This is a genomic window from Nisaea sp. (assembly GCF_039990255.1).
GTDB lineage: Bacteria > Pseudomonadota > Alphaproteobacteria > Thalassobaculales > Thalassobaculaceae > Nisaea.
The window spans coordinates 247,998-273,927 of the sequence record NZ_JBDXGG010000007.1; the positions used below are offsets into that span (position 1 = coordinate 247,998).

Annotated in this window: 21 protein-coding genes; 6 read left to right on the plus strand and 15 right to left on the minus strand. The window is 60.2% G+C overall.

The features are described from left to right. The first annotated feature begins 119 nt into the window (after positions 1–119). Both ABJ076_RS05910 and ABJ076_RS05915 read left to right on the plus strand, forming a co-directional pair. A complete protein-coding gene (locus ABJ076_RS05910) occupies positions 120–1,241 on the plus strand; it encodes an efflux RND transporter periplasmic adaptor subunit (RefSeq protein WP_348191105.1) in 1,122 nt (373 codons plus the stop codon). Then, positions 1,238–4,438 carry an efflux RND transporter permease subunit gene (locus ABJ076_RS05915; RefSeq protein ID WP_348191108.1) on the plus strand — a complete coding sequence of 1,067 codons (3,201 nt, stop codon included), beginning with the start codon at positions 1,238–1,240 and terminating at the stop codon, positions 4,436–4,438. The genes ABJ076_RS05910 and ABJ076_RS05915 overlap by 4 nt, the downstream gene beginning before the upstream one ends. Positions 4,439–4,450: 12 nt before the next feature. Here the strand turns inward: ABJ076_RS05915 and ABJ076_RS05920 are convergent, their stop codons facing one another. From ABJ076_RS05920 to ABJ076_RS05935, 4 genes are all read right to left on the minus strand, one after another. After that, on the minus strand, positions 4,451–5,467 hold the full coding sequence (locus ABJ076_RS05920) for an NAD(P)-dependent oxidoreductase (RefSeq protein ID WP_348191111.1): 1,017 nt from the start codon (positions 5,465–5,467) through the stop codon (positions 4,451–4,453). Positions 5,468–5,547: 80 nt separating this feature from the next. Further along, positions 5,548–7,020: an inorganic phosphate transporter gene (locus ABJ076_RS05925; protein ID WP_348191114.1), complete on the minus strand. Its 1,473-nt coding sequence runs from the start codon at positions 7,018–7,020 to the stop codon at positions 5,548–5,550. Between the two features lie 210 nt (positions 7,021–7,230). Continuing rightward, positions 7,231–8,172, minus strand: a complete 942-nt coding sequence (locus tag ABJ076_RS05930) for a sugar kinase (protein WP_348191117.1) — start codon at positions 8,170–8,172, stop codon at positions 7,231–7,233. Further along, the gene (locus ABJ076_RS05935) at positions 8,169–8,813 is read right to left on the minus strand and encodes a bifunctional 4-hydroxy-2-oxoglutarate aldolase/2-dehydro-3-deoxy-phosphogluconate aldolase (protein ID WP_348191120.1); all 645 of its coding nucleotides are present in this window, start codon (positions 8,811–8,813) and stop codon (positions 8,169–8,171) included. Before ABJ076_RS05935 ends, ABJ076_RS05930 begins: the two co-directional genes overlap by 4 nt. A gap of 125 nt (positions 8,814–8,938) precedes the next feature. On the opposite strand from ABJ076_RS05935, the gene ABJ076_RS05940 reads away from it, so the two are divergent. Further along, complete coding sequence (locus tag ABJ076_RS05940) at positions 8,939–9,697, plus strand: phytanoyl-CoA dioxygenase family protein (RefSeq protein ID WP_348191123.1); 759 nt, start codon at positions 8,939–8,941, stop codon at positions 9,695–9,697. A 3-nt stretch (positions 9,698–9,700) separates the two neighbouring features. On the opposite strand, the gene ABJ076_RS05945 is transcribed toward ABJ076_RS05940, so the two are convergent. The 3 genes from ABJ076_RS05945 to ABJ076_RS05955 form a co-directional block, all read right to left on the minus strand. After that, complete coding sequence (locus tag ABJ076_RS05945) at positions 9,701–11,050, minus strand: adenylosuccinate lyase family protein (protein WP_348191126.1); 1,350 nt, start codon at positions 11,048–11,050, stop codon at positions 9,701–9,703. Positions 11,051–11,088: 38 nt separating this feature from the next. Then, complete coding sequence (locus ABJ076_RS05950) at positions 11,089–12,888, minus strand: TRAP transporter fused permease subunit (protein WP_348191129.1); 1,800 nt, start codon at positions 12,886–12,888, stop codon at positions 11,089–11,091. A 78-nt stretch (positions 12,889–12,966) separates the two neighbouring features. Then, the gene (locus ABJ076_RS05955) at positions 12,967–13,935 is read right to left on the minus strand and encodes a TAXI family TRAP transporter solute-binding subunit (protein ID WP_348191132.1); all 969 of its coding nucleotides are present in this window, start codon (positions 13,933–13,935) and stop codon (positions 12,967–12,969) included. A gap of 155 nt (positions 13,936–14,090) precedes the next feature. Here ABJ076_RS05955 and ABJ076_RS05960 point away from each other — a divergent pair, with 155 nt between their 5' ends. Beyond that, entirely contained in the window at positions 14,091–14,999 is a 909-nt protein-coding gene (locus ABJ076_RS05960; RefSeq protein ID WP_348191135.1) for a homocysteine S-methyltransferase family protein, read from the plus strand. A gap of 12 nt (positions 15,000–15,011) precedes the next feature. Here ABJ076_RS05960 and ABJ076_RS05965 read toward each other — a convergent pair whose 3' ends face one another. From ABJ076_RS05965 to ABJ076_RS06000, 8 genes are all read right to left on the minus strand, one after another. Beyond that, positions 15,012–15,476: a GNAT family N-acetyltransferase gene (locus ABJ076_RS05965; RefSeq protein WP_348191138.1), complete on the minus strand. Its 465-nt coding sequence runs from the start codon at positions 15,474–15,476 to the stop codon at positions 15,012–15,014. Further along, a complete protein-coding gene (locus ABJ076_RS05970) occupies positions 15,473–16,045 on the minus strand; it encodes a nitroreductase (protein ID WP_348191141.1) in 573 nt (190 codons plus the stop codon). The genes ABJ076_RS05965 and ABJ076_RS05970 overlap by 4 nt, the downstream gene beginning before the upstream one ends. A gap of 90 nt (positions 16,046–16,135) precedes the next feature. Beyond that, positions 16,136–18,205: a radical SAM protein gene (locus ABJ076_RS05975; protein WP_348191144.1), complete on the minus strand. Its 2,070-nt coding sequence runs from the start codon at positions 18,203–18,205 to the stop codon at positions 16,136–16,138. Positions 18,206–18,295: 90 nt separating this feature from the next. After that, the gene (locus ABJ076_RS05980; RefSeq protein WP_348191147.1) at positions 18,296–20,167 is read right to left on the minus strand and encodes a monovalent cation:proton antiporter-2 (CPA2) family protein; all 1,872 of its coding nucleotides are present in this window, start codon (positions 20,165–20,167) and stop codon (positions 18,296–18,298) included. Further along, positions 20,167–20,790 (minus strand): NAD(P)H-dependent oxidoreductase, encoded by a 624-nt coding sequence (locus tag ABJ076_RS05985; RefSeq protein WP_348191150.1) that lies wholly within the window; start codon positions 20,788–20,790, stop codon positions 20,167–20,169. The genes ABJ076_RS05980 and ABJ076_RS05985 overlap by 1 nt, the downstream gene beginning before the upstream one ends. A gap of 116 nt (positions 20,791–20,906) precedes the next feature. Next, a complete protein-coding gene (locus ABJ076_RS05990) occupies positions 20,907–22,070 on the minus strand; it encodes a M20 family metallopeptidase (protein WP_348191153.1) in 1,164 nt (387 codons plus the stop codon). Between the two features lie 37 nt (positions 22,071–22,107). Next, positions 22,108–22,869 carry an SDR family oxidoreductase gene (locus ABJ076_RS05995; protein ID WP_348191156.1) on the minus strand — a complete coding sequence of 254 codons (762 nt, stop codon included), beginning with the start codon at positions 22,867–22,869 and terminating at the stop codon, positions 22,108–22,110. 672 nt (positions 22,870–23,541) lie between these two features. After that, the gene (locus tag ABJ076_RS06000) at positions 23,542–24,087 is read right to left on the minus strand and encodes a hypothetical protein (protein ID WP_348199318.1); all 546 of its coding nucleotides are present in this window, start codon (positions 24,085–24,087) and stop codon (positions 23,542–23,544) included. Between ABJ076_RS06000 and ABJ076_RS06005 the strand changes: the two genes are divergently transcribed. After that, positions 23,968–24,480 (plus strand): PAS domain S-box protein, encoded by a 513-nt coding sequence (locus ABJ076_RS06005; RefSeq protein ID WP_348191188.1) that lies wholly within the window; start codon positions 23,968–23,970, stop codon positions 24,478–24,480. The genes ABJ076_RS06000 and ABJ076_RS06005 overlap by 120 nt on opposite strands. 8 nt (positions 24,481–24,488) lie before the next feature. After that, the gene (locus ABJ076_RS06010; RefSeq protein ID WP_348191162.1) at positions 24,489–25,877 is read left to right on the plus strand and encodes a PAS-domain containing protein; all 1,389 of its coding nucleotides are present in this window, start codon (positions 24,489–24,491) and stop codon (positions 25,875–25,877) included. The last annotated feature ends 53 nt before the right edge of the window (positions 25,878–25,930 follow it).

Consider the following 25,930-nt stretch of genomic DNA (forward strand, 5'->3'; position numbering starts at 1 on the left):
CCGCCTCTTCCGGGGATGCGCCAGTCTGTTGCCGAGACGCAATAGACAAAACCTGTTGGAGCACTACACTCTTCTTCATTGCATTCGGGTAGTCCGATGTGCGGAATGGGACGGTTCGGATGAGCGTGACGCGTCAACTGCTGGTATTGCTTGTCGGGGCGGTCATTGTGGCCGGCGGATGGTTTTATCGCGGGCCTGTGTTTGGCATTGAGGACAAGGTTGGCGAACAGAGCGCGGGTAAGAAGAGCCGTGCGGCAGCCGTTATCGTCGCCGATGTGCAATTCCTCAAGGAGAGGCTCCGGACGGAAGCTGTCGGAACAGCGCGGGCATTCCAGTCGGCAAGACTGCACCCCGTCGCGGACGGCAGGGTGACCGAGACTGCGCTCGCCGCTGATACCATTGTGAAAAAAGGGCAAATCCTGATCGAGCTGGACCGCAAGGCGGAGATTCTCGCGGTCGATCTGGCCCGCGTCCGACTCGAGGCCGCACAGCGGATCTCGGAACGTCAGGGGAAACTTCGCCGGTCTGGCGCCTCGACCCAGGCGGCACTTGACGACGCGGTGACTGCCGTTGATGCCGCGCAGATTGAACTTGAGCGGGCACAGGTTGCGCTGGAAGACCGCTTTCTTCTCGCGCCGTTCTCCGGTCGCATCGGCATGACCGATATCGATGTGGGAGACCGGGTGGATACCGACACGGAGATCGCGGTTCTTGATGATCGCTCTAGCTTGCTGATCCGCTTCGAAGTGGCGGAGGCCTTGCACGGCAGGATTGCTGTCGGCGATCCGGTCAGGCTTGCGGTTTGGGACGGGGAAGCCGGGCCTGTTGAAGACGGCACCATTTACGACATGGGAAGCCGGATTGATGAAGTGACACGAACTTTTGTTCTGCGTGCCCGAATTCCAAATCCGGATGATCGGTTCCGGCCCGGTATGAGCTTTAGGGTCACCCTTGATGTTGAAGGGGCGGAACGTGCCAGCGTGCCCGAGGTCGCCATCCAGTGGGGTGGAGACGGATCTTTTGTCTGGGCTGTTTCCGACGGCACCGCCAGGCGCCTGCCTGTCTCCATCGTGCAGCGGCAGGCTTCGACTGTTCTGCTGGACGGTGCGTTCCAGCAGGGTGACAAGGTTGTGACCCAGGGACTGCACCGCATGCGCGAGGGCATCAAGGTTGAGATCCTGCCGGGGGCTGGGCCTGAAGCTCCGCCGGTGAAAGCGCGTCAGGACGCGACCACCTCATGACGACGGCAAGTGGCCCATCTTCTTCCCAGCCCAAGGCCCCTTCCCAGCCCAAGGCCCTTTCCCAGTCCAAGACCCCGTCGCTGAGCGATCTTCCATCGGTCAGTGTCCGGCGTCCCTGGCTGGCACTGGTCCTCAATCTTCTCATCGCGCTCGCCGGTGTCGCGGCCATCATGGCGGTCGAGGTGCGCGAGCTGCCGAACGTCGATCGGCCAATCGTCACGGTACGCGGCATTCTTGACGGTGCCTCGCCGGAAACCATGGACAGCGAGGTGACAAGCCTGGTCGAAGGCGCGGTCGCGCGGGTCAGCGGTGTCCGGGAAATCCGTTCGTCCAGCGAGGAAAACAATTTCCGTATGCGAGTGGAGTTCAGCCCGACGGCTGATCTGGATGTTGCGGCGTCCGATGTCCGGGAGGCGGTCAGCCGGGTTCAGCGCGAATTGCCGGATGGTGTCGAGCAACTGACCGTCATCAAGGCCGACGCGGATGCGAGTCCGGTGATGAGGCTCGCTGTATCCGGGAATGGCCTGACGGAAGAGGAGCTGACACGCGTCGTTGAAACGGATGTCGTTCCGGAGTTGATTTCAATCGACGGCGTTGCCGATGTCAGCCAATTCGGCGACCGGGAGCGCTTGCTGCGGGTGGTGCTCGATCCCATGCGGCTGAGCGCATTCGCGCTCTCTGTCGCGGACGTCATCGCTGTTCTCGAGGACGCTCCGTTCGATATCCCCGCAGGCAGTTTCGCGTCCAGCGATCAGGAGTTTCTCGTCCGCGCCAATGCCACTGTGGAATCGGCGGGGGAGGTCGAGGATATCATCATCCGTGGTGCCGTTCGCATCGGGGACGTGGCCCAGGTCTTTTTCGGTCCGGAGGACCCGGAAAGCCTGGTCCGGGTCAATGGCGAGGAGGTGATCGGTCTCGGCATCATCCGGCAGGCGCAATCCAATACCATCGAGATCTCGGAGAATGTCACCAAGGCCGTCGCCAGCCTGAACAGGCGCTTCGATAAGATCGAGGTTATGGTGACTTCCGACGATGCACTTTTTATCGAAGGTTCGGTTTCCGAGGTCCTGTTCAGCCTGTCACTCGCAGTCCTGATCGTCATTGGGACGCTCTGGGTTTTTCTCGGTTCTCCCTCGGCGACACTGATTCCATGCGTGTCCATTCCGGTTGCGCTGATTGGATCGATTGCGGCGATCTGGGCGCTCGGCTTCTCGATCAACATCCTGACATTGCTGGCATTGGTTTTGGCAACTGGCCTGATTGTCGATGACAGTATTGTCGTGCTCGAGAACATCCAGCGCCGCCGGGCCCAGGGGCTTGGTGGTCGCGCGGCCGCCGTTCTCGGAACGCGCCAGGTCTATTTCGCGGTGATCGCGACAACTGCCACGCTGATATCCGTATTCGTTCCGATTTCCTTCCTGCCGAGCACAGCCGGACGCCTGTTCCGTGAGTTTGGGTTTGTTCTCGCCATCGCAGTGATGATTTCCTCCTTCGTCGCGCTCACTCTGGTACCGGCGCTGTCCGCGCGGCTTGCGGATTCGGGTCCCGGCCGCGTGGGCTTGAGATCTGCGCTGGGTCGGCTCGGGGGACATGTGGCGGCGTTTTATGGCGTCACCCTGAGGGCAGCCCTCTCGGTCCCGATCCTTGTAGTCGCTGTTTCTCTGGTCATTGCCGGCGGTGCCTGGATGACCTTCAATAACCTCGACCAGGAATTGCTCCCGTCAGAAGATCGCGGGCGCATTTATGTGCGCGGAGACGGGCCGGATGGAGTCAGTCTTGAATACAGCAACCGTCAGGCTGATCTGATGGAGGCTGTCTTGCAGCCCTATGTGGATAGCGGAGAAATCAGCTCCGTCTTCACTATCGTCGGACGCTGGGATCTTAATCGGACCTTCATTTCCACACCGCTTGCACCATGGGAGGAACGCGTCCGCTCCCAGCAGGAAATCCTGTCCGAGATACGGCAGAAGATGAGCAAGATCCCGGGGGTCCGTGTCCGCGCCTACAGTCCGAACAGCCTCAACATCTGGTCCGCCGGGAGCGGTGTCGAGGTGGCGCTGGTGGGCAATGACTATCTGAGGCTCTTTGAGGCTGCGAAGACATTGGCGCGGGCAATTGAGGACCGGTTACCTGATCTTTCAGACGTACGGATTTCCTATCAGCCCACCCAGCCGCAGCTCTCGATCAAGATCGATCGTCGCAGGGCGTCCGATCTTGGTGTCAGCCTGAAGGATCTGGCGGATGTTCTGCGGGTCACAATTGACGGGCTGGAAATCGCCGACCTGAATGTGCGCGATGAGTCCATTCCGATCCGGCTTGAAGCCATCGGCGGAGCGATCAATGACCCGACCGATCTGACGAATCTCTACGTCCGGACTGGCGAGGACAAACTCATTCCGATCTCCAGTCTGGTCACTCTGAAAGAGGAAGGTGTGGCGGCCGAACTGGACCGTCATGTGCAGCGCCGCGCCGTGGAGCTTGATGCAGACATCAAGCCCGGCTTGCCGCTGAATGATGCGATCCGGGACGTCCAGCAATTGGCGGACGAAATTTTGCCGGACGATGTGAGCCTGATCCTGCTGGGCGAGGCGGAGGCGCTTGAGGAAAACACAAACGAGGTGGCGATTACCTATGCCATCGCGATGATCGTCGTGTTTCTCGTCCTGGTGGCCCAGTTCGAGAGTATCACCAGTGCGGCAATCGTTGTTCTGACCGTGCCTTTCGGGATCGCTGCGGCGATCTACGCTCTGCTGCTGACGGGGACCTCGGTCAATATCTACAGCCAGATCGGTCTTGTCATGATGATCGGCTTGATGGCGAAGAACGGTATTCTGGTTGTCGAGTTCGCGGATCAGCTGCGGGATCGCGGCTTCGGCGTGCGTCAGGCGGTCGAACGGGCGGCCCTTGTTCGCCTGCGACCGATTTCCATGACGATGATCTCGACCATTGCTGGCGGGCTTCCGTTGATCCTGAGCACGGGCCCCGGGGCCGAGGCGCGGAGCGCCATCGGCTGGGTCGTGTTCGGCGGCCTCGGGCTTGCCGCGGCCTTCACTCTCTATCTGACACCGGTGATTTATGTCGCGCTGGCCAGCCTGTCCCCGGCGCGCGCTGACGCTTCAGACAAGCTGGACCGGGAGCTCGAAGAGGCCGAGAATATCCGGGATGTCGCCGAGACGGAAAAGCAGCCGGCCGGTTAGTTGTGGTGCGGGTCAGGCGCCTGAAAGGAGCCGCATGGCACGCTGCTTTGCTGGCTCCCAAGCCTCCGGGTTCACGATATCCTCGGGTGGCTGGCCTGAAAGGGCTTGCAGGATCTTTGTGGCAACCGCCATCGCGCTGCCGGACATGAAGCTTTCCGTCAGCCCTCCGATATGCGGGGAGAGCAGCAGGTTGTCGAGTGCGAGCAACGGATTGTCCGGCCCGACCGGCTCGACCTCGTAGACATCGAGCGCAGCGGCGCGAATCCAGCCTTCCGTCAGAGCTTTGTGCAGCGCGTCCTGGGAGACGATCTTGCCGCGCGCGGTATTGATCAGACAGGCATGGGGTTGCATCTGCCGGAGCGTCGTCTCGTTGATGATGTGATGTGTGTCGTCGTTCAGCTCTGCATGGATCGAGACATAATCGGCTTTACCCAGCAAATCCTCGAGTGTCGGGCAAAGTGTGGCGCCAACGCTTTCGGCATGTTTCTGGCTGACATAGGGATCGTAGGCCAGCACGGTCATGTCGAAGGCGACGGCGCATTTTCGCGCCATTTCAGAGCCGATCTGGCCGAGCCCGACGATGCCGAGGACACCGCCCTGCAGGTCGCGGATGATGTTGTGCTTCTGCAGCCGGTCTTCCCAGCCGCGTCCCGTGCGCATGATTGCGTCATGCTCCCTGCCGTGCCGGGAGAGACCGAGCATCAGGAACAATGCATGTTCGGAAACCGGGATGCGCCCGAAGCCCGGATTGTTGCAGACGATCACCCCTCGCCGGGTCGCCGCCTCGACATCAACGGCATCTGTACCGCGCCCGGACGTATGGATAATCACCAGATCTTCCGCCGCCTCGATTACATCTGAATCGGCGCGGTGTGGATAGCGCGGGCTTATGGCCTGAGCAGTTTTGGCCGCTTCCAGAAGTTCCTCCCGAGTTGGAGCCGGGAGGACTGTCAAATCGGCGCGGGCAGCTAGATGAGTTTCACCGTCGGGATGGTAAAGATGTCCGATCAGAAGGACCTTCGGATGCATGAACGGGACTCCGGAGAAGATGGCAGGATCAGCCAGCTCAGATCATCCCGTGAAATGCAGAGACGGGCAAGGGCTGCGCCTCAAATCAGCCGGTCCATGATCCAGAACAGCAGGGCTGCGATGAGGCCGGAAGCCGGGAAGGTGAACGCCCACACCGCGAGAATGCGGATCGCATCATCCCGCCGGATGAGCCGCCGCTTGCGCTTTTTCCCTGTTCCCGCGTTCCCCGTGCCCGCGTTCTTGATGCCCGCCTCGACATCCCGCTTCTCCAGAGTGCGCTGGGCACGGAACTCGCGGTAGATGCCGATCCCGATGATAGCGCCGACGGCGATCTGCGTGGTGCTGACCGGCAGGCCGATCCACGATGCGGCGGTGACCGTCGAGGCTGTTGCCATGGCGATTGCATAGGCCCGGATAGGATTGATCTTTGTGATCCTGGTGGCAACCACCCGCACCATGCCGGAGCTGAAAAACAGCAGGCCGCAAGAAAGGCCGAGGGCGCCGAGTATGAAGACCCAAGTCGGAATGTCGGGCGAAAGGCTGACGTCGGATGTCTTCTGCACATGCAGTATCGCTGTGACCGGTCCGGCAACATTGGCGATGTCGTTTGCGCCATGAGAGAAAGCGAGAAACCCGCCTGCAGCGATAAGCGGGACGCGAAACAGCGCCCGCACGGCCTGGCCTCTGTTTGCCAGTCCCATGGAGTTCCGGCGGATATAAGGACCGGATATCGCGAGCGCAGCGATAAAGGCGCCAAGGACGGTGGTAACCAGGACCGGTGTTGTCGGGACCCAGACATTGGTGAGCCCCTTGGCGATCAGGTACAGGGTAAAGAGCGCGGCCATGGCGGCGACCATAATCGGGATCCAGGTCCGGGCGGCCCTGAGCTTGTCCTGTACCTCCAGCAGTTCGGATTTGATGAATGCGAGGATGAAAACAGCGGCGGCCGCGCTGAGCAGTGGAGAGAGGAACCAGCCAAATGTAATCAGGGAAATTTCCGACCAGGCAATAGCGTCACTTCCAATTGCAAATACGGCAACGCCGACGATTCCTCCGATGATTGCGTGTGTCGTTGAAATCGGTGCCCGGAACAGGTTCGCGGCATTAACCCAGAGCGCGGCACCCAACAGGGCCGCCAACATGCCGGTGACGAACTGTGCCGGATCGCGCACCATTTCCTGGTCGACGATGCGGAAGGCAATACGGCCGGCGACATGTTCTCCGGCAAGCAAGGCACCTGCTGTCCCGGCGATGGCGGCGAGCAGCAATGCCGCTCCCAGCGGCAGCGCCCGCGCACCAACCAGCGGGCCGACGGAATTGGCAACATCGTTGGCGCCGATATTCAGGGCCATATAGCCGCCGACAAGTGCCACGCACGCGGTGAAGACAGCGTCCTCTGGCGTGCCGAAAAGGTAGCCGATGATCGATGCTATGCTGGAAAAGATAAGCGCGATCAGGCATTGCCGAAAAGACAGCGTGACCGGCTTTCCGGTTATCCCAGCGACTGCCCTGCGATCTCCTGTTGCGTGAGACGCTGATTTATCAAGCTGCATGTGATTGATCCGGTCGCGCACAATGTGTTTCCGGGGAGCGGGGACGTTTGGAAACATTATTATGAGTCATTGGCGCGGAGAGGAAAAGCACTCGTCGGCGGAGGTGAGGCCAGTTTCGCGGCAAGCGGTTTGACCTAGCCGTCAGCACCGAATCCGCCGGCAGGCTTGCTGTCGGGCCACCACTCCAGCCAGTCCTGTTGGTCTCATCGCCTAAACAGAATCGCCCTTCGCGCCGCCGCCTGTCATCGCGGTTTCAACTTGATCCCTTTTTGGCATCGGGCCGACCGCGCCGAAACCGCGTGTCGACAGGGCGGCTCCGGTGTTGGCGTAGTGCGCCGCCCGGAATGGGTCACCGTTGCGGAGAAAATCCGCAAGGAAACAGCCGTCGAAAGTGTCCCCTGCGCCAGTTGCGTCCACGGCGTCAACCGGGCGGGACGGAATCCGCTCCCTTTGTGCGTTTGTGGCGACCAGGCAGCCTGCTTCGCCAAGAGTCAGGGCGACCGTTTTCGCTCCGAGACCGAGATAGAAATCCGCGATGGCATCGGGGTCGCTCTTCCCTGTCAGGATGGTTGCGTCGTCCAGGCCGGGCAGGGCGATATCAGCCTCCGCCATAGCGGCATGGGTCATGGCGCGGGCCCTGTCCAGCGGCCAGAGTTTCAGACGCAGATTGGGGTCGACCGAGACTTTCACACCTGCTTCCCTGGCAAGTGCGATTGCCGCGAAGACAGTATCGGCAGCGCTGTTGGAAATCGCCATGCTGATGCCGGAGATGTGCAGGATCTTGGCATCCCGGATCATGCCATGTGGCAGGAAGTCCGGCGTCATCAGGCTCGCCGCTGATCCCGCACGGTGATAGCTGAAGCGGTGTCCGTCCGGACCGTGCGTGACGAAATAGATTCCAGTATGACCGTCCGCGCAGGCCTCGACACCGCTTGTGTCGATGCCTTCATTCTCCCAAAGCTCCATAAAGCTTTCGCCGAACGTATCGCGTCCGATCCGGGTGAGATAACCGACTGAGGCACCCTGCCGGGCGGCGGCCACGGCGACATTCGACGTATCGCCGCCATGCCCGGTGAGATAGCGTTCGTCCGGTTGCTGATTGAATTCCAGCATCGGCTCGCCAAGGCAGAGAAGTTCGGGGAACTGCATCATCCGTGAACCGCCGCTAGCGCGCGTGCTGCCGCTTCCCTGACTGGTCCCGGATCGTTTGCCTTCAGGGCATCGACCGGCACCAGCTCACCGCCCATACCGAGGCAGAGTGCTCCGGCATCGAGATAGGCTTTGGCCGTGTCGGGCGAGACGCCGCCGGTCGGCATCAGGGGAATTTCGGGATAGACGGATCTGATTGCCTTGAGGAAGCCGGGGCCGCCGCATTCCCGGGCGGGAAAGATCTTCACGACAGCCGCGCCGGCTGCCCAGCGCGCTTCGACTTCGCTTGGGGTTGCTGCGCCGGGTAGATAAGGCACCCCGGCCAGTGCAGCGGCCTCGCCGACACCCGGTGCGGCACCGGGGGAGACCAGAAAGGCGGCCCCCGCATCGATCGCGGCCTTCGCCTGTGCGGGCGTTCGTACCGTTCCGGCACCAATCAGAGCGTCCGGTGCGGTACGGGCGAAGGTTTGGATCACACGGTCGGCATCGGGAGTGGTGAAGGTGAGTTCCAGGGCCTGCATTCCTGCATCAAGCAGCCATTCGCAGGCACGGATCGCCAAATCCGCACTGGGCGTTCGAATCACGGGCACGACCCTCAGCGCTGCAAGCCTTGCGCGCAATGCTTCTCCCCGATTTTCCGTCATGCCCCGCTTCCCCCTTTTTGTTCAGGAGTCTCTACGATTCCATCTGCCGGGACAAGAGGCGGTCGCGATGGGACAAAGGCCGTCGGGGACGATAGGCTGTCGGAAAAACGGAACGGGAGGAAGAAATGCTGAGTTCCGATCAAGCTGCCCGCTATCAGGAGGACGGCTACGTCATCCCTGATTTTCGTCTCGACACGGATGCGCTGGAGGAGATCAAGGCTCTGCATGCCGCTTTGCTGGAACGGCATCCGGAATTCAGGGATTACTGTTCTGCCCTTCTTGACTACGAGCCGGCTTTCAGGAAATTCGCGGAGAGCCCCGAGATCCTCGACATGGTTGGCCAACTCATCGGGCCGGACATTGCGCTCTGGAACATGAGTTTCTTCGCCAAGCCGGCCCATGGCGGCAAACGGACGCCCTGGCATCAGGACGGCGAATACTGGCCGATCCGGCCGCTCGCGACCTGCACAGTCTGGCTTGCCGTCGACGATGCGACGCCGGAGAACGGCTGCCTGAAATTCATCCGTGGCTCGCACAAGGACCAACGTCTCAAGGCGCACAGCCGCACCGAGGCAACCGATGTGACCCTGAATCAGGAACTCGATCCGACTGCTTTCGATGAAAGTGAGGCCGTCGATCTGGTTCTGAAAGCCGGGCAGCTTTCGCTGCATGATGTCTATCTGCTGCATGGCTCGGAGGCGAACCATTCGGACAAGCCCCGGCGCGGCATGACCATGCGGTTCATGCCGACGACGAGCCTGTTCGACCGCGAATTGGCAAAGCGCAAGTCCGAGACGCAGAAGATCCGGGACCAATCCCGCCAGAAGGTCTTCCTTATGCGGGGCGAAGACCGGACGGGCAGGAACCTGTTCGAGAATGCCTGAAGGTTAGTTGCGCCGTTTCAGCAAAAGCCGGCGGACCATCTCGGGCGCTTCGCCGAGATAATTCTCCGGCTTGGTCAGGGCCTCGACGCTGTCCCGGTCGAGCGCCCCGGAAATCTCCGGCTCGGCCATCAGCGCGTCGAGGAACGTCGCCTCTCCGGAGAGCGCCTTGCGGCAGCAATCGTAGACCACGTCATGGGCTACCTGCCGGCCGATATGCGGGGCGAGGCCCATCATCACCGCTTCTGCGACGATCAGGCCTTTGGTGGTGTCGAGTACCTGACGCATGGCGTCCGGGCGGACTTCCAGCCCTTCCAGCACTTCCGCCGCCGCTGCGAGGCCGCCGGAAGCGACGATGAAAGCGGTTGGCAGGGCGTGCCATTCGACATGCCACTGGCCGGTCGCGCGCTCATGGTCCTGAACCATCGCATCCAGCATGGCGCTGTGCTGCTCACGCACGATCTTGGCGGCGGCCAGCATCATCTCCGAGGAAATCGGGTTACGCTTCTGCGGCATGGTCGAGGAGGCGCCGCGCCCGGCAACGTAAGGCTCCAGCACTTCGCCGGTTTCAGTTTGCATCATCAGCATGATGTCATAGCCGATCTTGCCGATGCTGGCGGCGACGAGGGCGAGGAAGCCAGTGACCTCGGCGAAACCGTCGCGGATGGTGTGCCAAGTGATGTCCGGCACGGCGAGGCCGAGTTCTTCAGCGAGCGCCGCTTGGGTCGCCAGGCCATTTCCGGAGAGCGAGGCGAGGGTACCGGCGGCGCCGGAGAATTGCACAACCTCGACCCGGCCACGCAACTCGGCCAGGCGGGTGCGGTGCCGGTCGATAGCAGACAGCCAGGTCGCGGCCTTGAAGCCGAAGCTGACCGGCAGCGCGTGTTGCAGGTGGGTGCGGCCCGCCATCGGGGTGTCGGCATATTCCTGCGCCAGCTTGGCCAGCGCTGCGGCGATCCGCTCAAGATATTCCTCGACGATATCGAGACCAGCGCGGACCTGGAGCACATCGGCGGTATCCATGATGTCCTGGGTGGTCGCACCCCAGTGGCAATATTGCCCGAGCCCGTCCGGCGCCCAGTCTGAAAGCTGCTCGACCAGCGGCAGGATCGGGTAGCCGACGATCTGTGTCCGGGCGGACAGCTTGTCCATGTCGATCTTGTCGGTATCGGCAGCCTCGGTGATCGCCTTCGCGGCGGCTTCCGGGATCAGGCCGAGCTTCGTCTGTGCCCGTGCCAGCGCCGTTTCCACATCGAGATAGAGCCCGAGCATGGTGTCATCCTCGAACAGGCCGCGCATATCGGCGGTGCCGAACATGTCTCCGTAGATGCTGGATTTGACGACGATGGAGGGCATGCGAGGACTCCGTTTGGTTGGACGGGGACGAGACTACATCAGAAGCCGAAGGCGAACACCAGGGCGAGTCCGGCAGCAAAGGACGCGATGGCGCGCAGGCCGGAGGTCGCATTGACGAGGCCCCAGCTTGTCAGCGCCAGTCCGGCGCCGAGCTTTACGAAGGCAGCCAGGGCCAGCAATGGCGTGTCGGTGAGGGCGATCAGGGACGGGTTCGCGACGATGCCGAGCGGTACGATATAGAGGCCGATACCGAGCCGCATGGCATTGCCCGCGACCTTCAGCCAGGGCGCATCGGCCATCCCGGCAGCAATGAAGACGGTGCCGCAGACCGGCGGCGTGATGGTGGAAAGCAGCGCATACCAGAAGACGAAGAGATGTGCCGTCAGCGGCGGCAGGCCGAGCTCCTGCAGCGCAGGACCGGCGACGGAGATGCAGATCACATAGGCTGCTGTAGTCGGCACTTCCATGCCGAGGATCAGGCAGGCCAGCGCGGTTAGCAGCAGGGCGGCCCAGAGCTGGCCTCCGGAGAACGACAGGATGGCAGAGGTCACCTTGACGCCGAGCCCGGTCATGTTCAGGACGCCGACGATGATTCCCGCGCAAAGAATGATTGAGGCGATCATGGCGATCTGCCGTGCGGCGTCCACGGCGGCGCCAGACAACCGATCCCAGGTTGCCTTCAAACCGGCAAAGCCGTCTGGGTTCAGCGGCAGCATGGCGGCCGCGGCGAAGATGGCTACACCGGCGGCATATTGCGGCGTGTAGCCGGTGCCGAACAGCACGAACAGCAGGGCGCCGAAGGGGATGACGAAGAAAGGCAGCGTGCGCAGCACGGTGCGCCGGTCCGGGATCTCGGAGGCGTCCATCGCCTTCAGCCCGTCACGGGCGGCGAACCAGTCGATACCGAACCAGACGGCGGCGAAGAACAGGATGGCAGGCAGGATCGCGGCGGCGACGATGGTGTCGTAGGTGGTCGCCAGCAGCTCCACCATGACGAAGGCACCGGCCCCCATCAGCGGCGGCATGATCTGCCCGCCGGACGACGCGACAGCCTCAACGGCGGCGGCGAGCGGCGCCGGGTAGCCGAGCCTGCGCATGGTCGGAATGGTAAAGGCGCCGGTGGAGGCCACATTGGCAGAGGCCGAGCCGCTGATCGAGCCGAACAGGGCGGAGGCGAGCACGGAAACCTTGGCGGCACCGCCTTTCAGACGCCCGGCAAGTCGGGTTGCGACATTCATAAAGCCGGTACCGCCATGTCCTGCTCCGACCAGGGCGCCGAGCACGATGAAGATTGCAACGACATTGACGGAGACGCCGGTGAGCGGTCCCCAGATCCCGCCCTCGGCAATGACGAGAGTGCCGAGCAAGCTGTCGAAGGGCAGGCCCGGATGGCCGAACTCGCCCGGCAGATATTCGCCGAACAGACCATAGGCGAGAGCAAGGACGGCGAGGGCAGGCAGGGCCAGCTTGACCGCCCGGCGGGCCATTTCCAGAACGATCAGCAGGATCAGGACACCGCCCGCGCGTTGCAGCCAGCCTTCGGTGTAACCGTACTGATCGCTAAGGGCGTCGGTGTTCCAGGCGATATAGGCGCAGATGGCGATACCGGCTGTGGCCAGCAGCCAGCCGGAGATCCGGGAGAAGAGGGAACCACTCGCGCCGATGATGAAAACCCATGGCAGCGCCAATGCCAGATGTACCGGCCGCACGACAAGGTTCGGCAGCAGGCCGGTGAAGATCAGGGTGACATGAAAGGCGACGGACCCGAAAGCAAGCAGGGTCACGAGACTGGCCATGGCGCCCATCGGCGCGGCCCGGTCATCGGCGGAGGGGAGCATCGGCGCTATCTCGGTCGCGTATCGGGAAAGGGCAGGCGCGGGAGACGGCGGTCCGTCTCCCGCTGTTTGACGTTCTGATTACTTGATGGCGTCCGGAATCGTGACACCGGCTTCCGCATAGTAGCGGGCCGCGCCCGGATGCAGCTTGCCGATCACGTTGGCCAGCATTTCCGGCTTCACGCCGTCCCACCACTTGGCGGTCTTGCCCATAGAGCCCTTTGCGTCCCAATAGGCTTTGGTCAGCGTGTAGGCGTTGTCGTTGCTCATCTTCGTTGTGGTATAGGCAACCACTGGAAGCGACGTGGTGTTCACGTCGGTATCGATGCCGGGATAAGTACCGGCCGGGATCACCAGCTTGGTGCGCTTGGTCTGCTTGATCTGCTCAGCGGACATGGAGAGCAAGCGGACCTCGGTGCCGGCAGCAGCCTCGATCACGTTCGGGGCAGGGTAGGAGCCGGCGGTGGCGAAGCCGTCGACCTGACGGTTCTTCAGAGCGGGAACTGCAGCGTTCAGCTCTGCGTCTACCAGCTTCACCTTGCCTTCAAGACCGAACAACTTGAAGTTCTTGGCGGCCTCGCGGGCGCCGAAGCTGCCCTTGCCGATGATGAAGCTCTTGCCGGCAAGATCCTCGAAGCTTTTCACACCGCTATCGGCGCGGACGACGAAGTGCATGGTGAGGGACGGGATCGGGAACAGGGCGCGGATGGTTTTGTAATCCGTGTCGCCCTCGAACTTGCCTTTGTTGGCCATGGCGAGCTTGACCAGAACCGGCGGCGTGGTGAAGACGTAGTTGCCGGGGCGGCGAGCGCTTTCCTTGACGTTCTGGACCGAGCCCTGGCTCTCCTCGACGGTCAGTACCATGCCGCCGCCGGTGGCCTTTTTAACGGCTTCTGCAACCTGAACGGCCATCTGGTAATAGGACGAGGTCGATTTCGCAGACTTGTAGGTCACGCGGGTTTCGGCGCCGGCATCGGCTGCGATCAGCGCCGGGACTGTCAGCGCCGCGCCAAGCAGGCTGGCGCGCAGCACTTTTGTAATCTTTTTCATTGTTCCTCCCAGAAGAAAAGCATATGGCCGTCGAGTGGTAAGCATCTTGCCTTTCGCGGGCAAGAGGCTTCTCTGGATAACAACCGTAACGCAGAAGTTCGGCAACGCCGTGGCGGAATACCGGGGCACGACAGATAAAGGGAAGGACCATGTGTATGTCTCAGGATCTTATCATTCTTGATGGCGGTTTCTCTCGCGAGCTCGAGCGCCTTGGTGCCCCATTCAGACAACCGGAATGGTCCGCGCTTGGATTGATGGAAACGCCTGAAATCGTTGAATTGGCGCATGTCGAATTCATCAAAGCCGGAGCCGAGGTGATCACGACGAACAGCTATGCGGTCGTGCCCTATCATATCGGCGAAGAGCGATTTTCCAGTGACGGCAGGCGGCTTATCGAATTGTCCGGCGCGCTGGCGCGGGCTGCAGCGGACAAGCATTCCGGCGTCCGTGTCGCTGGCTGCATTCCTCCGCTGTTCGGCTCTTACCTGCCGGATGACTTCGATGCGGAGCGCGCACCAACCCTGCTTAAGGCATTTGTCGACGGCCTGGCGCCGCATGCCGATCTCTGGCTGATCGAGACGACCAGCAGCATCGCTGAAATGCGAGCAGCGGCCGATGCGCTGAAGGCGGCGCCAAAACCGCTCTGGGTCTCCTATACTCTAAGGGACGATGGGGATGTGGGCGACGATATCGTGCTGCGGTCCGGCGAGTCCGTACATGACGCCGTGATGGCAGCAATGCTGTATGAAGCGGAGGCCGTGTTGTTCAATTGTAGCGCCCCGGAAGTGATGGAGCAGGCGATCCGGGAAGCGAAGGCTATTTTGCCAGAAACGGTTCGGGTCGGCGCGTATGCCAATGCTTTTGGCCGGACGGTCAGCCGGGCTGAAAGAACGACTCCGGCGAATGAAGGCTTCAGCGAAATGCGCGAGGATCTCGACCCGCCATCCTATCTGGCGTGGGCCAGAAAGTGGCATGATACGGGGGCAACGGTCATCGGCGGATGCTGCGGGATTGGTGCCGCCCATATCAAGGTCTTGGCAAGCAAATTACAAAACAGGGGCTAACCGTCAAAGGCGCTAACCGTCGTACACGAAGCGATAGCCCTTGTTGACCACACTGCCGGTTGCCTGGTCGATTATGCCGGCGTTGCGGAGACCCGCTTTCTCGTAAAATCGTTTCGCCCTGTCATTACCGACCAAGCAGACGAGATCCATCCCGGGACCAATCAGGTCCCGGGCGAACTCGAACAATGCGCGTCCGATCCCAAGGCCGTGAGAAGCAGGGTCTACGTGCAGGCTGTCCAGGCGTCTCTCCTCGATCAGAAGAAGGCCCTGCACTCCAGCTTCTGTTTCCGCCAGAAAGAACGCCGGTGGATTTCTCTCCACAAGCGCCGGCCATTTCGGCAGATCGGGTGCCGACGTCTCGCGAATGATCGTCTCGGAAAAGATCGGGCTGTAGGCGAGCAGACGGGCATCGAGGAAAATTTCGGCTGCGCGCGGAATATCCGCCAGCGTTGCCTGGCGAATGGTCAGCCCGCTCACGCGCCTGTCCATTCGGAGACGACGGTCTCCAGATCGGGGCGTGGTCGTTCCATTGGCGGGTTCGCGGCGCTGCCGATATACATGAACCCGATGATCTCGGTCTCGGCGGAATGCCCGAGGGCTTTTTTTACACCTTCGTCGAAGGCCGGCCATTCCGTCAGCCACTGGGCGACATAGCCGAGTGCATGGGCCGCATTCAGCAGGTTCATGCAGACGGCGCCGCCTGACATCTGTTGCTCGACCAGCGGCACCTTGTGTTCCGGATGCAGGTCTGCGGTGACCACCAGAAGAACCGGCGCCCGGCTCGGCCGTTCCCGTTCGAAAGCGATCATTTTCTCGCTGGCGTCCTCGCCCCAGATTTCGGCAAAGCGACTTGCGAAGACTTCGCCCAGTGCGGCTTGGCCCGTCTCGTGCAGCACCTGAATGCGCCAGGGACCAATCTTGCCATGGTCTGGAACTCGAATTCCGGCGGTCAGAATTTTTTCCAGCTCGGCCGCGTCGGGACCCGGCCCGGCCATATCCTTGGCGACAACGGAACGGCGGGTGAGGAGCAGATCGATAGCTTCCACGCAATTGGTCCTTAGAGTTTGTTGGATCGAATAGAGACTAAATTGGTTCTATTTCAATCCATGCAATCTGAAAAGTCCAAAGAGCGTGTTTTAGGCCACCGGTTCGAGATGGGCGAATTCCGGCTCCGTGTCGAAGCGCCCGCCGGCCAGTTTGAGCTTGTCCGCGTGCTTGATCCGGGTGTTTTTCTTTTCCCGGGATTTACGTTGCGGCGGCAGGTCATTCGACAGGGAAATGACGAACACTTCCTTCTCCGCGGTGCTGTAGTTCCGTTCGATTTTCTGGAGTTCCGCTGCGGCCTCGGCATGATCCGGGGCGAGCCTGAGGGCCTGCTTGTAATGCAGGATCGCGCCGCCGAAGATTTTGAACACACTGAGTACGCGCGCGAAGCCGACATGATTATCCGGATCGAACGGTGCCAATCGCACGGCGTCCGCCCAGCGTAACGTGGCCGGCATGAAGTTTCGGCGGGCTGCCTCGATCATGCCCAGCAGGGCGAAGGCCTTGGCCTTCCTGTCCGATGAACCCTCCAGTTGGGTCATGCTTTCCAGGATGGTGTACGCCGCGTCGTGATCGTTTGCCGCGAGAAGTTTGTGTGCTTCTTCCAGGCGGGCGATTTCGAGATTGCGGATACGGTAGGCGCTCCGGTTCTTGAGCGGGTTCGGAATATAGGGGCGGGTGCGGCAATGTCGGCAGGCCACGCGCAGACTTGGGCTGTCCTCGATATCAATGACCGCGGACTTGTAATGATTTTCGGTCTGGCAAGTCGGACAGGTGAAATCGATATCGTAGGCGGTTTTGCGATTTTCGAGTTGCGTGTCGGAAATCCGGTGAGATGAATGCTTTGCGACGTTCAGGATACTTTGGCCGTATGCGCCTAATAGAATACTAAGAAAGGTGCGGTTGGTGGCGTTCATCTGGCTGATGTTGACGGAGATTGGAAGCTCATTGACGAAATGATCGCGGTTCGTGATCAGACCATCTCGTACGGCTTCTATATAGTCCGGACTCCCGGGGTAGACCTGCAAGGAGGCTAGATAGACACCGAGATCCGTGTTCTTGGCCCACCATTTCAGTGAATTGTTGGCGGTCTCAACCGTTTCCACTGTGTCACCGAAAATCAGATTGGCTTGGATTCCGACCTTTTCTTCGGCAGTCATCCGGAGAGTGCTGTCAACGCGTTCGACCTTCGCCCTTTTCTTCATACTGACAAGCACCGACGGATCCATGCTTTCAACGCCGTAACTGATGAAACTGCAGCCGGAGCGTTCCATCTTCTTCAGCGTCTCACGGTCACAGCTATTGACGTGCAACTGGACCTGCCATTGCAGGTTCAGCGGCTCCATGCGTTCGCAGAATTCGTGCAGCCGGTCCCGGCGCAGTGAGAACAGCTCGTCTACGATCTGCACCATGTTGATCTGGTATTTTTCTTTATAGAATGCGACTTCCTGGAAGAACTTCTCAAGGTCACGCTCCCGGTAGACCTTGCCCGCCGGGTGGAAGCAGAATGTGCAGCTGAACGGGCATGACCGGCTGGTGATCATGTCAATGCTGCGCGGGTTCGAATTGGGCTGGCTCTGATAGAAGTATGTATCAAGGCTGCTTTGGGTGTTGATCACATCCCCGAAACCGAGCAGGTCGTAGCTGGGCCAGGGAAGATCATCGAGGGCCATGATGGCCGCCCGCGGCTTGTTGCGGATCAGCTCGCCCTTGTCGTTGCGGAAGATCAGACCATCGACTGTGGCCAGATCGCCGGAGCTGGAAAAAACCTGCAGGAACTCTCCGAACGAATCCTCACCTTCGCCGATGACACCGATATCGGCGCCCGTCATGCGCATGGCCGGTTCCGGGTCGCCACTTAGCATGCCGCCGCCGATGATGGTTGTTGTGTCCGGGCAGACATCCTTGCAGATGCCGAGAATTTCCTGAACTTTCGCGACGAAGGCCGAGAGGCCGCCAGTACTGCAAAGATCTGGTTTGTAGGTCCAGAGTTTCAGTTGCAGTTCATCCAGATAGTTGGGACCAAGCGCGTTCAGGTTTATCGCCTGGATTTCATGCCCTTCCTGTTCTGCTATTGCCGCGACATACCCTAGTCCGAGAGGAAGATGATAAAACGCGCCTGCTTGCTCAACATAACGCGGGATAACCATAAGGATCTTCATGAGCTGTCTCTTCTCCCCCAGCAGTGCGGTTCCGGCGAGTCACCCGGTTTGATTGTAGCAGAAAAGAGAAAGCAAGCTTTATGCCAGATTTCAGCGTTCGGCATCTTCGCCGCGCGGCGGCGTCCATTCACGGTCTGGAAGTTTTTTTCCGGCGAGGCGGTCTGAGCGCATAACCTGCATCAGTTCGTCGAGACGTTCCCGAACGGCAGTGAGATACTTCTTTCCGACTCCCCCAGCCCAGTATTCGCGCAGCACATCGACAGTCTGCATATCGTGGCGGCGGAAGGCGCGGACTTTCTGTTCGGCCCTGAAAGGATGCAGGCCGAGTTCCCGCAAGGTGCGGCGGCCGAGCATCAACGCGCCCTCGAAGGCCTCGCGTTCGATTGCATGGGCTCCTGCCTTCTCCAGCTCATAGAGATGATGGCGATCGAAGGCGCGGGCGACGATACGGCATTTCGGGAAATGCTCCGCGACATGCCGGACGAGCACGGTCTGCTGGTCCTGATCGTCGAGCGCCGCGACCAGAACTTCGGCCTCGCCGAGCCCGGCGGCTTCGAGCAGGTCGGGCCGGGTGGCATCGCCATAGTAGCTGTGCACGCCGGTCTGCCGCATCCGTTCGACCAGATTTGGGTCATGGTCAAGAACCACGATCTTGTAATTCTCCGCCATCAGCAGGCGGGCAATGATCTGTCCGACGCGGCCGACACCGGCGATCACGACTGTCCCCGGCTCTGGTATCTCGTCCGCTGGCTGGCTCGACTTGCTGACCGTGCGCGGCGAGACATAGCGCTCGAACAGGATGAATAGGAGCGGCGTCAGCAGCATCGTCACGGCAACAGCGAGGATCAGGGTTTCTACCAGACTGCCGGCAATGGCGCCGCTTGACCCTGCAAAGCCGAAAAGGACGAAGGCGAACTCTCCGGCTTGGGCGAGGCCGAGCCCGAACATCCAGGTGTCCTGCCAGGGTAGCCGGAAAATACCTGCCAGTGCGAGCAGCACGAGGGCCTTGACCAGGATGATGCCGAGCGCGATGCCGATGATCAGGAAGAACTCGGAGAACAGCAGCCCGAAATCGATGCCAGCACCGACGGAGATGAAGAAGAGACCGAGCAGCAGTCCCTTGAACGGCTCTATATCGCTCTCGATGGCATGCCGGTATTCACTGGTCGAAAGCACGACGCCGGCCAGAAAAGCTCCGAGCGCGGCGGAGACCCCGACGAGGTCCATCAGCAAGGCGGTGGAGACGACGATCAGCAGCGCGGCCGCGGTAAAGAGCTCCCTCATCTGCGAAGCCGCGATCAGGCGGAAGGCCGGTCGGACAAGAAAGCGCCCGCTCAGAATGATGAAAGCAATAGTGGCGACAATCACGAGTGTCTGGAACCAGCCGGGAAAGCCGTCGAGCATGCTTCCCTGATGCCCCGCATTGCCGTCGGCCATGGCCACAGGATCGCCGACCGCGAGCAACGGCAGCAGGGCGAGCATCGGGATGACCGCGATATCCTGGAAAAGCAGTACGGAAAAAGATGATTGCCCGCCTCGCGATCGCATCCAGCCCTTCTCATTCAGGGTTTGCAGGACGATGGCGGTGGAGGAGAGCGCGAGCGTCATGCCGATGACGAGGGACGTCTGCCATGCGAACCCGGCTGCCATCGCCGCCGCAGTCAGTGCCGCAGTTGTCAGTGTGACCTGCAGTCCACCGAGCCCGAGAAGTTGCCAGCGCATTCGCCAGATCATTTGTGGCTCGAGTTCAAGGCCGATCAGGAAGAGCATGATGACCACGCCGAATTCGGCGAAATGCTTCACCGTTTCGGTCTCCGCCCCGGCAACGACACCCAGCACTGGTCCGATAGCGATCCCGGCGAAGAGATAGCCGAGTACGGAGCCGAGACCGAGCCTGTTCGAGACCGTAACAGCGATGACAGCTGCCAGCAGATAGATGAAAGCGTCCTGGAAGAATCCCATCAGATGGTCGCCTGTTCCGGGGGGGTGATAACCTCGTCGAGGATATCGTTCAGCAGAGGTGCTGTGGCGGCTTTTCCCAGGTCAAGCGTACCGTCACGCAAAGCTGTCAGCAGGCGGCGGTAATCGGTGACGATGCTGTTCAGACGCTTTTCATCCGCGGCATCTTCCGCCGAGAAAACCCCGAATGGCGCAAGATAGATCATGTCGCAGAACTTCGCGGTCTGCTCGAAGGGCGAGAACAGTGTCCGTAGCTCGTTCTGATATTTACCCCGTTTTTTGTAGGCCTCCCGGGCTGAGCCGCAGGTGGCAACCTGGAGCATGGGCTTGCCTGCAAGCGCGATTCCGTCCGAGCCATAGGCAAACCCGTGCTCGAAAACCAGATCCAGCCATTCCTTCAGCAGGGCGGGGCAGGAATACCAGTAGACCGGATGCTGGAGCACCAGGATATCGGCCTCCCGCAGGCGGTGTTGTTCCCGGTCGATATCGATATCGAAATCCGGATATTCGGCATAGAGATCGACAAGTTCGACGCCATCGATTTCTCGCGCGTCGGCCACCAGGGCCGTGTTCGCGACGGACCGGTCGGTTCTCGGATGTGCAAAGAGAACCAAGACGCGTGCCATAGCCGAAATCTCCCCCGCGCTAACTCTCTAAGACCAACGATCCCTCAAAAGACAGATGCTTCCGGACAGCATGAAAGTCCAGATAACAGGAAGACTAACAGCTCTGGGCGCGAAGATCAGGCGTTCAGACGCGAGATCGCAAGGGCGACGGCCTTGGCCCGAGGCACCAGCGTATCCAGCCGGCAATACTCGTTGATCGAATGTGCTCCGCCGCCGACCGGACCGGTGGAGCAGAGTGTTGGTGTGCCGACCTGTGCGGTGAAGCCACTATCGGCGCTGCCGCCGGAGAACTCGCCGTCGATGGTCATGCCGAGCTCCGACGCGCCGCTGACATAAACATCGAAGATGTTCTGGCTGTCGTCCGACATGGTGAGCGGCAGGAAGCCGCGTTCCTGCACGACGCGGGTTTCCGTACCCGGCAGGTGTGTCGTGTCGAGGATGGTTTGGATGGCGCGCCAGACCTGGTCCCGCTGCTCCATGGTTTTGAACCTAACATCGACCTCGGCGGTGCAGAGCGGGGCGACGGTGTTGACGGAACTGCCGCCGGAGAGAAGACCGACATTCACCGTGACGCCGGTCTCGAAATTCGTGAGCGTATGCAGGGCCTGAATCTTCCGGGCCATTTCCTCGATTGCGCTGACGCCTTTCTCGGGCTGGCCGCCGGAATGCGCGGCAACACCTGTAATCTCGAATTTGAAGAAGGATGCGCCCTTGCGTCCTGTCACCACATTGCCGGTCTCGCGGCCGGGCTCCGCATTGAAGACCGCCCGCGCGCCGCGCGCAGTGGCTTCGATCACCGGCCGCCCGGATGGAGAGCCGATTTCCTCGTCGCCGGTATAGAGCGCGACCAGCGGGAAAGGCGCGCCGCCGAACTTGTGGAAAGCTTCCATGATGAAGGTGTTCATCACCAGTCCGGATTTCATATCCGCGACACCGGGTCCGTAGGCGACATCGCCATCCTTGGTGAAGGGGCGTTCGGCAACGGTGCCATCCGGGAAGACAGTGTCTCTGTGGCCCATCAGCACGATATGCCGGTTGGCTCCACCGGGGGCAGCGGAGATTTCAGCCCGGATGCAGTCTCCGAAACTGTCGGCGCCGGTTCGTTCCGTCGCGATACCGGCAGCGTTCAGATGCTCTTCGATCTTGGCGCCGACCGCATCGACACCGGATTTGTTGTAGGTGCCGGACTCCGTGTTCACCAGCTCTTCGAGCAGATCGGTCATGGCGTCGCGCTGGCTATCCAGCCACTTCAGAACCTCATCGATGGGTTTGCCGGTCATTTCTTGTCCTTGAGTGAGCTGAAGGTGAACGTGGAGGTCAGATATTGACGGAAAATCCGCCATCGACCGGAATGGCCGTGCCGGTGACGAAATCGGACGCGGAAGCGGAAAGGAAAACCGCGACACCGGCGAGATCTTCGGGATCGCCCCAGCGTTCCGCCGGGGTGCGGCCCTGGATGCGTTCGTGCAGTCCATCGACATCAATGCGGGCCTGCCGCGTCATATCGGTATTGATCCAGCCGGGCAGAATGGCGTTCACCTGGATGCCTTCCGGCGCCCAGGCTACGGCCTGCGACTTGGTGAGCTGGACGATGCCGCCCTTGCTGGCAGCGTAGGCGGCGCCATAGCTGGAGCCGAAAATCGATAGCATGGAGCCGATATTGATGATCTTGCCGCCCTTGGCCGACAGTAATGGATAGGCCGCGTTGCTGCAGATGAAGGCGCTGGTCAGGTTGGTGTCGATCACTGTCCGCCAGTCCTGGAGCGATAGCTTATGCGGAGCGTTGCGGATATTGGTGCCGGCATTGTTGATCAGGATGTCCAGACGTCCGAACCGCTCTTTCGTTGCCGCGATGGCGGCGGCGCAGTCTTCTTCGCTGGTCACGTCCGCGGCAAAAGCGCTGGCCTTGACGCCGAGCTCTGCCAGCTTTCCTTCGGCCATATTGTTTTTGTCGGGATTGCGTCCGATCACCATGATCGATGCGCCTGCCCTGGCAAGTCCCTCGGCCATAGCCAGACCAATGCCGCCGTTGCCGCCCGTTACTGCGGCGACTTTGCCGCTAAGATCGAAAGCTCCCATGTCGGCCCCCTGCGTGACTTTGTTTTTGAATACTTGTGCAGCCACTCTGATGGGCGCTGACGAAAAGTACAATATCCGCGCCGGAAGGAGACCGTTTCTCAGCATGGCGCGTAACACTGAAACCGGTCAGGAGTAACCAGAGGTCGAGTGTTGTCGCGTTTAAAAGGTCGATGATCGTCCTCCTTATGTCGAAAGCCGAGCATCGTGTTTTTTCTTATGATTGTCCGGTTTTACCGGTTCTTTACGCCATGCCTTTAAGGTGGGATCCTCCAAATCACAGGAAAAATCACCGGAATGAATCGTGCTTATCATTGGAGATCAGGCTAGTGATATCGTGTTTGGCTGTCGGCTATCGTGGGCTCCGTTCTCGCACTCCATAACAGCGCTTTCTGGTGGTTTTCGGGCCAGGTGACCTGAAGCCCTTACTGGATCGCCGAGCATTCGATTTTTGTCGCTGTCATTACCGCTTTTTCGGCCTTGTTCCTCCAGCGTTTGCGTGCGGATTCTTCCAGCGGAGCCTCTACGCAATCCCCGGCGTCTCCGGTTGCAGGCTCTCTGCCTGATATTGTGGCGCGCGGCCACGCAGAACGGATCGGACAGGTTGGATCCTGGTACTGGGCCCTGGAGGGGGATAAGATTTTCTGGTCTGACCAGTCTTATCATATTCTCGGTTTAGACCGGGCCGGCCCGCCGCCACTCTGGACGACGTTCCTCCAGATCGTTCACCCGGATGAGCGGGATGCGGTGGACCGCTGGTTTTACATTGCATGGAAGGCCGATGAGGAGAGCGCCATCGAGTGCCGCATTCTCCGCGCGGACGGAAGCGTTCGCTGGGTGGAGGGGCGTGTTGGGCCTCTTTTCGAGAATGGTAGTAAGACAGCGGTGTGCGGCACATTGATGGATGTGACTGAACGGGCCCGGTAGCTCGTCGAGATTCAGACTCTCAATAACCGTCAGGAAGAATTGGTCGAGCTGAGAACGGAAGAGCTGCGCATTGAAATAGCAAAACGCGAGGCTATTCAGGCGGAGCTTGAATTCAACGAAGCGAAGCATCGCAATACCATTGACAGTGCGGCTGATGCGATCATTAGCGTCGACCTGGAAGACCGGATCACGTCTGCGAACCAGGCGGTGGAAACAATATTCGGGTTCTGCCTCCAAACCCTTATTGGCCAACCAGTTTCTGTTCTCATGAATGAAAATGTCGCTGAGTCCCACCAATCATGGATCCAGTACTACCTTGATACGGGCGAGAGTTCGATCATCGGGCAGACGTCCGAGCTCGAAGGACGGTGCTTGGACGGATCTCTTTTTCCAATCGAACTTTCGGTGAGTGAAGTCAGTACGGCCGGAGTCCGCTCCTTCACCGCGATCATCCGGGATATTACCAAGCGGAAGGCTGCCGAACAGGAGGTCCACCGCAATGCCGAGCGTTTGCGCGAGATTTTCGAATTCTGTCCAATGGGCGTTTCAATCTTTTCCGTCAAGGATCTACGCCGGTTGTTCATGTATGACCGGAATTTTGAGATGTCCGGGTATCGGAATGCAGCGTCTGGCGCGGAGATGCTGATTACAGATACCTTCGTGGGAGGAGGATTCCCCCGGAATTGAGACAGGCCATGATCGATGGAAGAGGTGTCACTGAATTCGAGGCCGAACGGGTCAAGGTCGATGGTTCAAGGTGGTGGAGCCTGATCTCGGCAAAACAAGTCGACTTTGAAGGCGTCCCATCTGTGTTTGCCTGGCAGGCGGATGTCACTGATCGCAAGGAATCTGAACGGAAGTTGCGCGAAAAAGAGGCGCAGCTGCGATCGACCATCAGCAATGCTCCGGCCGGGATCATCCTGACCGATAAGGATATGAAAATCGTCGTGGCCAATGATCAGCTAAGCGATATTCTTGATGTACCGCAGGAGATGATGGAAGCGGGCAAGAACTATGCTGACGTTATTCGCTATGTGTCCGAGCGAGGGGATTATGGTTCCAACATCGACGAACATCGTTCCAATGTACTGGAGTCTTTGAAAACTCCGAATGCTCGTCCTTTCGAATACATCTCCACGGCAGGCAATGCTTTCAGTGTGCGCCGTCATCCCGTAGGGGATGGAAGCGTTGTCACCATTGCAATGGACGTGACCGAGCAGAAACAGGCCGAGGAGCAATTGCGACAGGCCCTCTGCGATCTTGAGCTTGCTCAGGATGAACTCGTGCAGGCGGAGAAAATGGCGTCCCTTGGCAGTCTAGTTGCCGGGGTTGCACACGAGATCAATGCGCCGATCGGCACGGCTTTGACCGCATCCACACATGTTCGCGAGGAGACACTCAAGATTGGAGCCGCCTTCAGCAGCAATACCGTCAAGCGTTCTCAGCTGGACGGATATCTTACGATAGCAGATGAAGGCAGTAAGATTATTGAGACCAACCTGGACCGGGCAGCGGAGTTAATCCGAAGCTTCAAGCAAGTCGCTGTCGACCAGTCGAGCGAAGAGCGCAGGTCATTCAACTTCGACTCATATTTGTCCGAGGTTATTCAAAGTCTGAAGCCGCAGCTCAGAGTTTATCCGAATGTTGATCTGGTTCTGGATGCCGGTGCGAATGTCGTTATCGACAGTTTCCCGGGAGCGTTTTCTCAAGTCCTCTCGAACTTGCTGCTGAATGCGCTGACACATGCTTTCGACCAAGAGCAGGAAGGCGGTGGCCAGGTCGTGATCCGGACGATACTGATCGGCGATCAGGTCAGAATCAGTTTCGAAGACAACGGACGAGGCATGAGCGCCGCCGTAAGCGATCGCGTTTTCGAGCCGTTTTTTACGACCCGGCGTGGGTCCGGTGGTAGCGGACTCGGAATGCATATTGTCTATAATCTGGTGACAACAAAACTGGCCGGGACTATTCGCTGTTTCAGCAACCTGGGTGAGGGGGCGGGAAGAGCGCTCTGGCCGTTTCCGTTGATGCTCGCAGCGGGATTGCCGAACAGTCCGAGCGCGTTATGCGGGCCTCAAATGTGAGGTATCGGACCCTCGAAATTAACCAGCGTAGACCCTCATAAGTGAACGGAAAT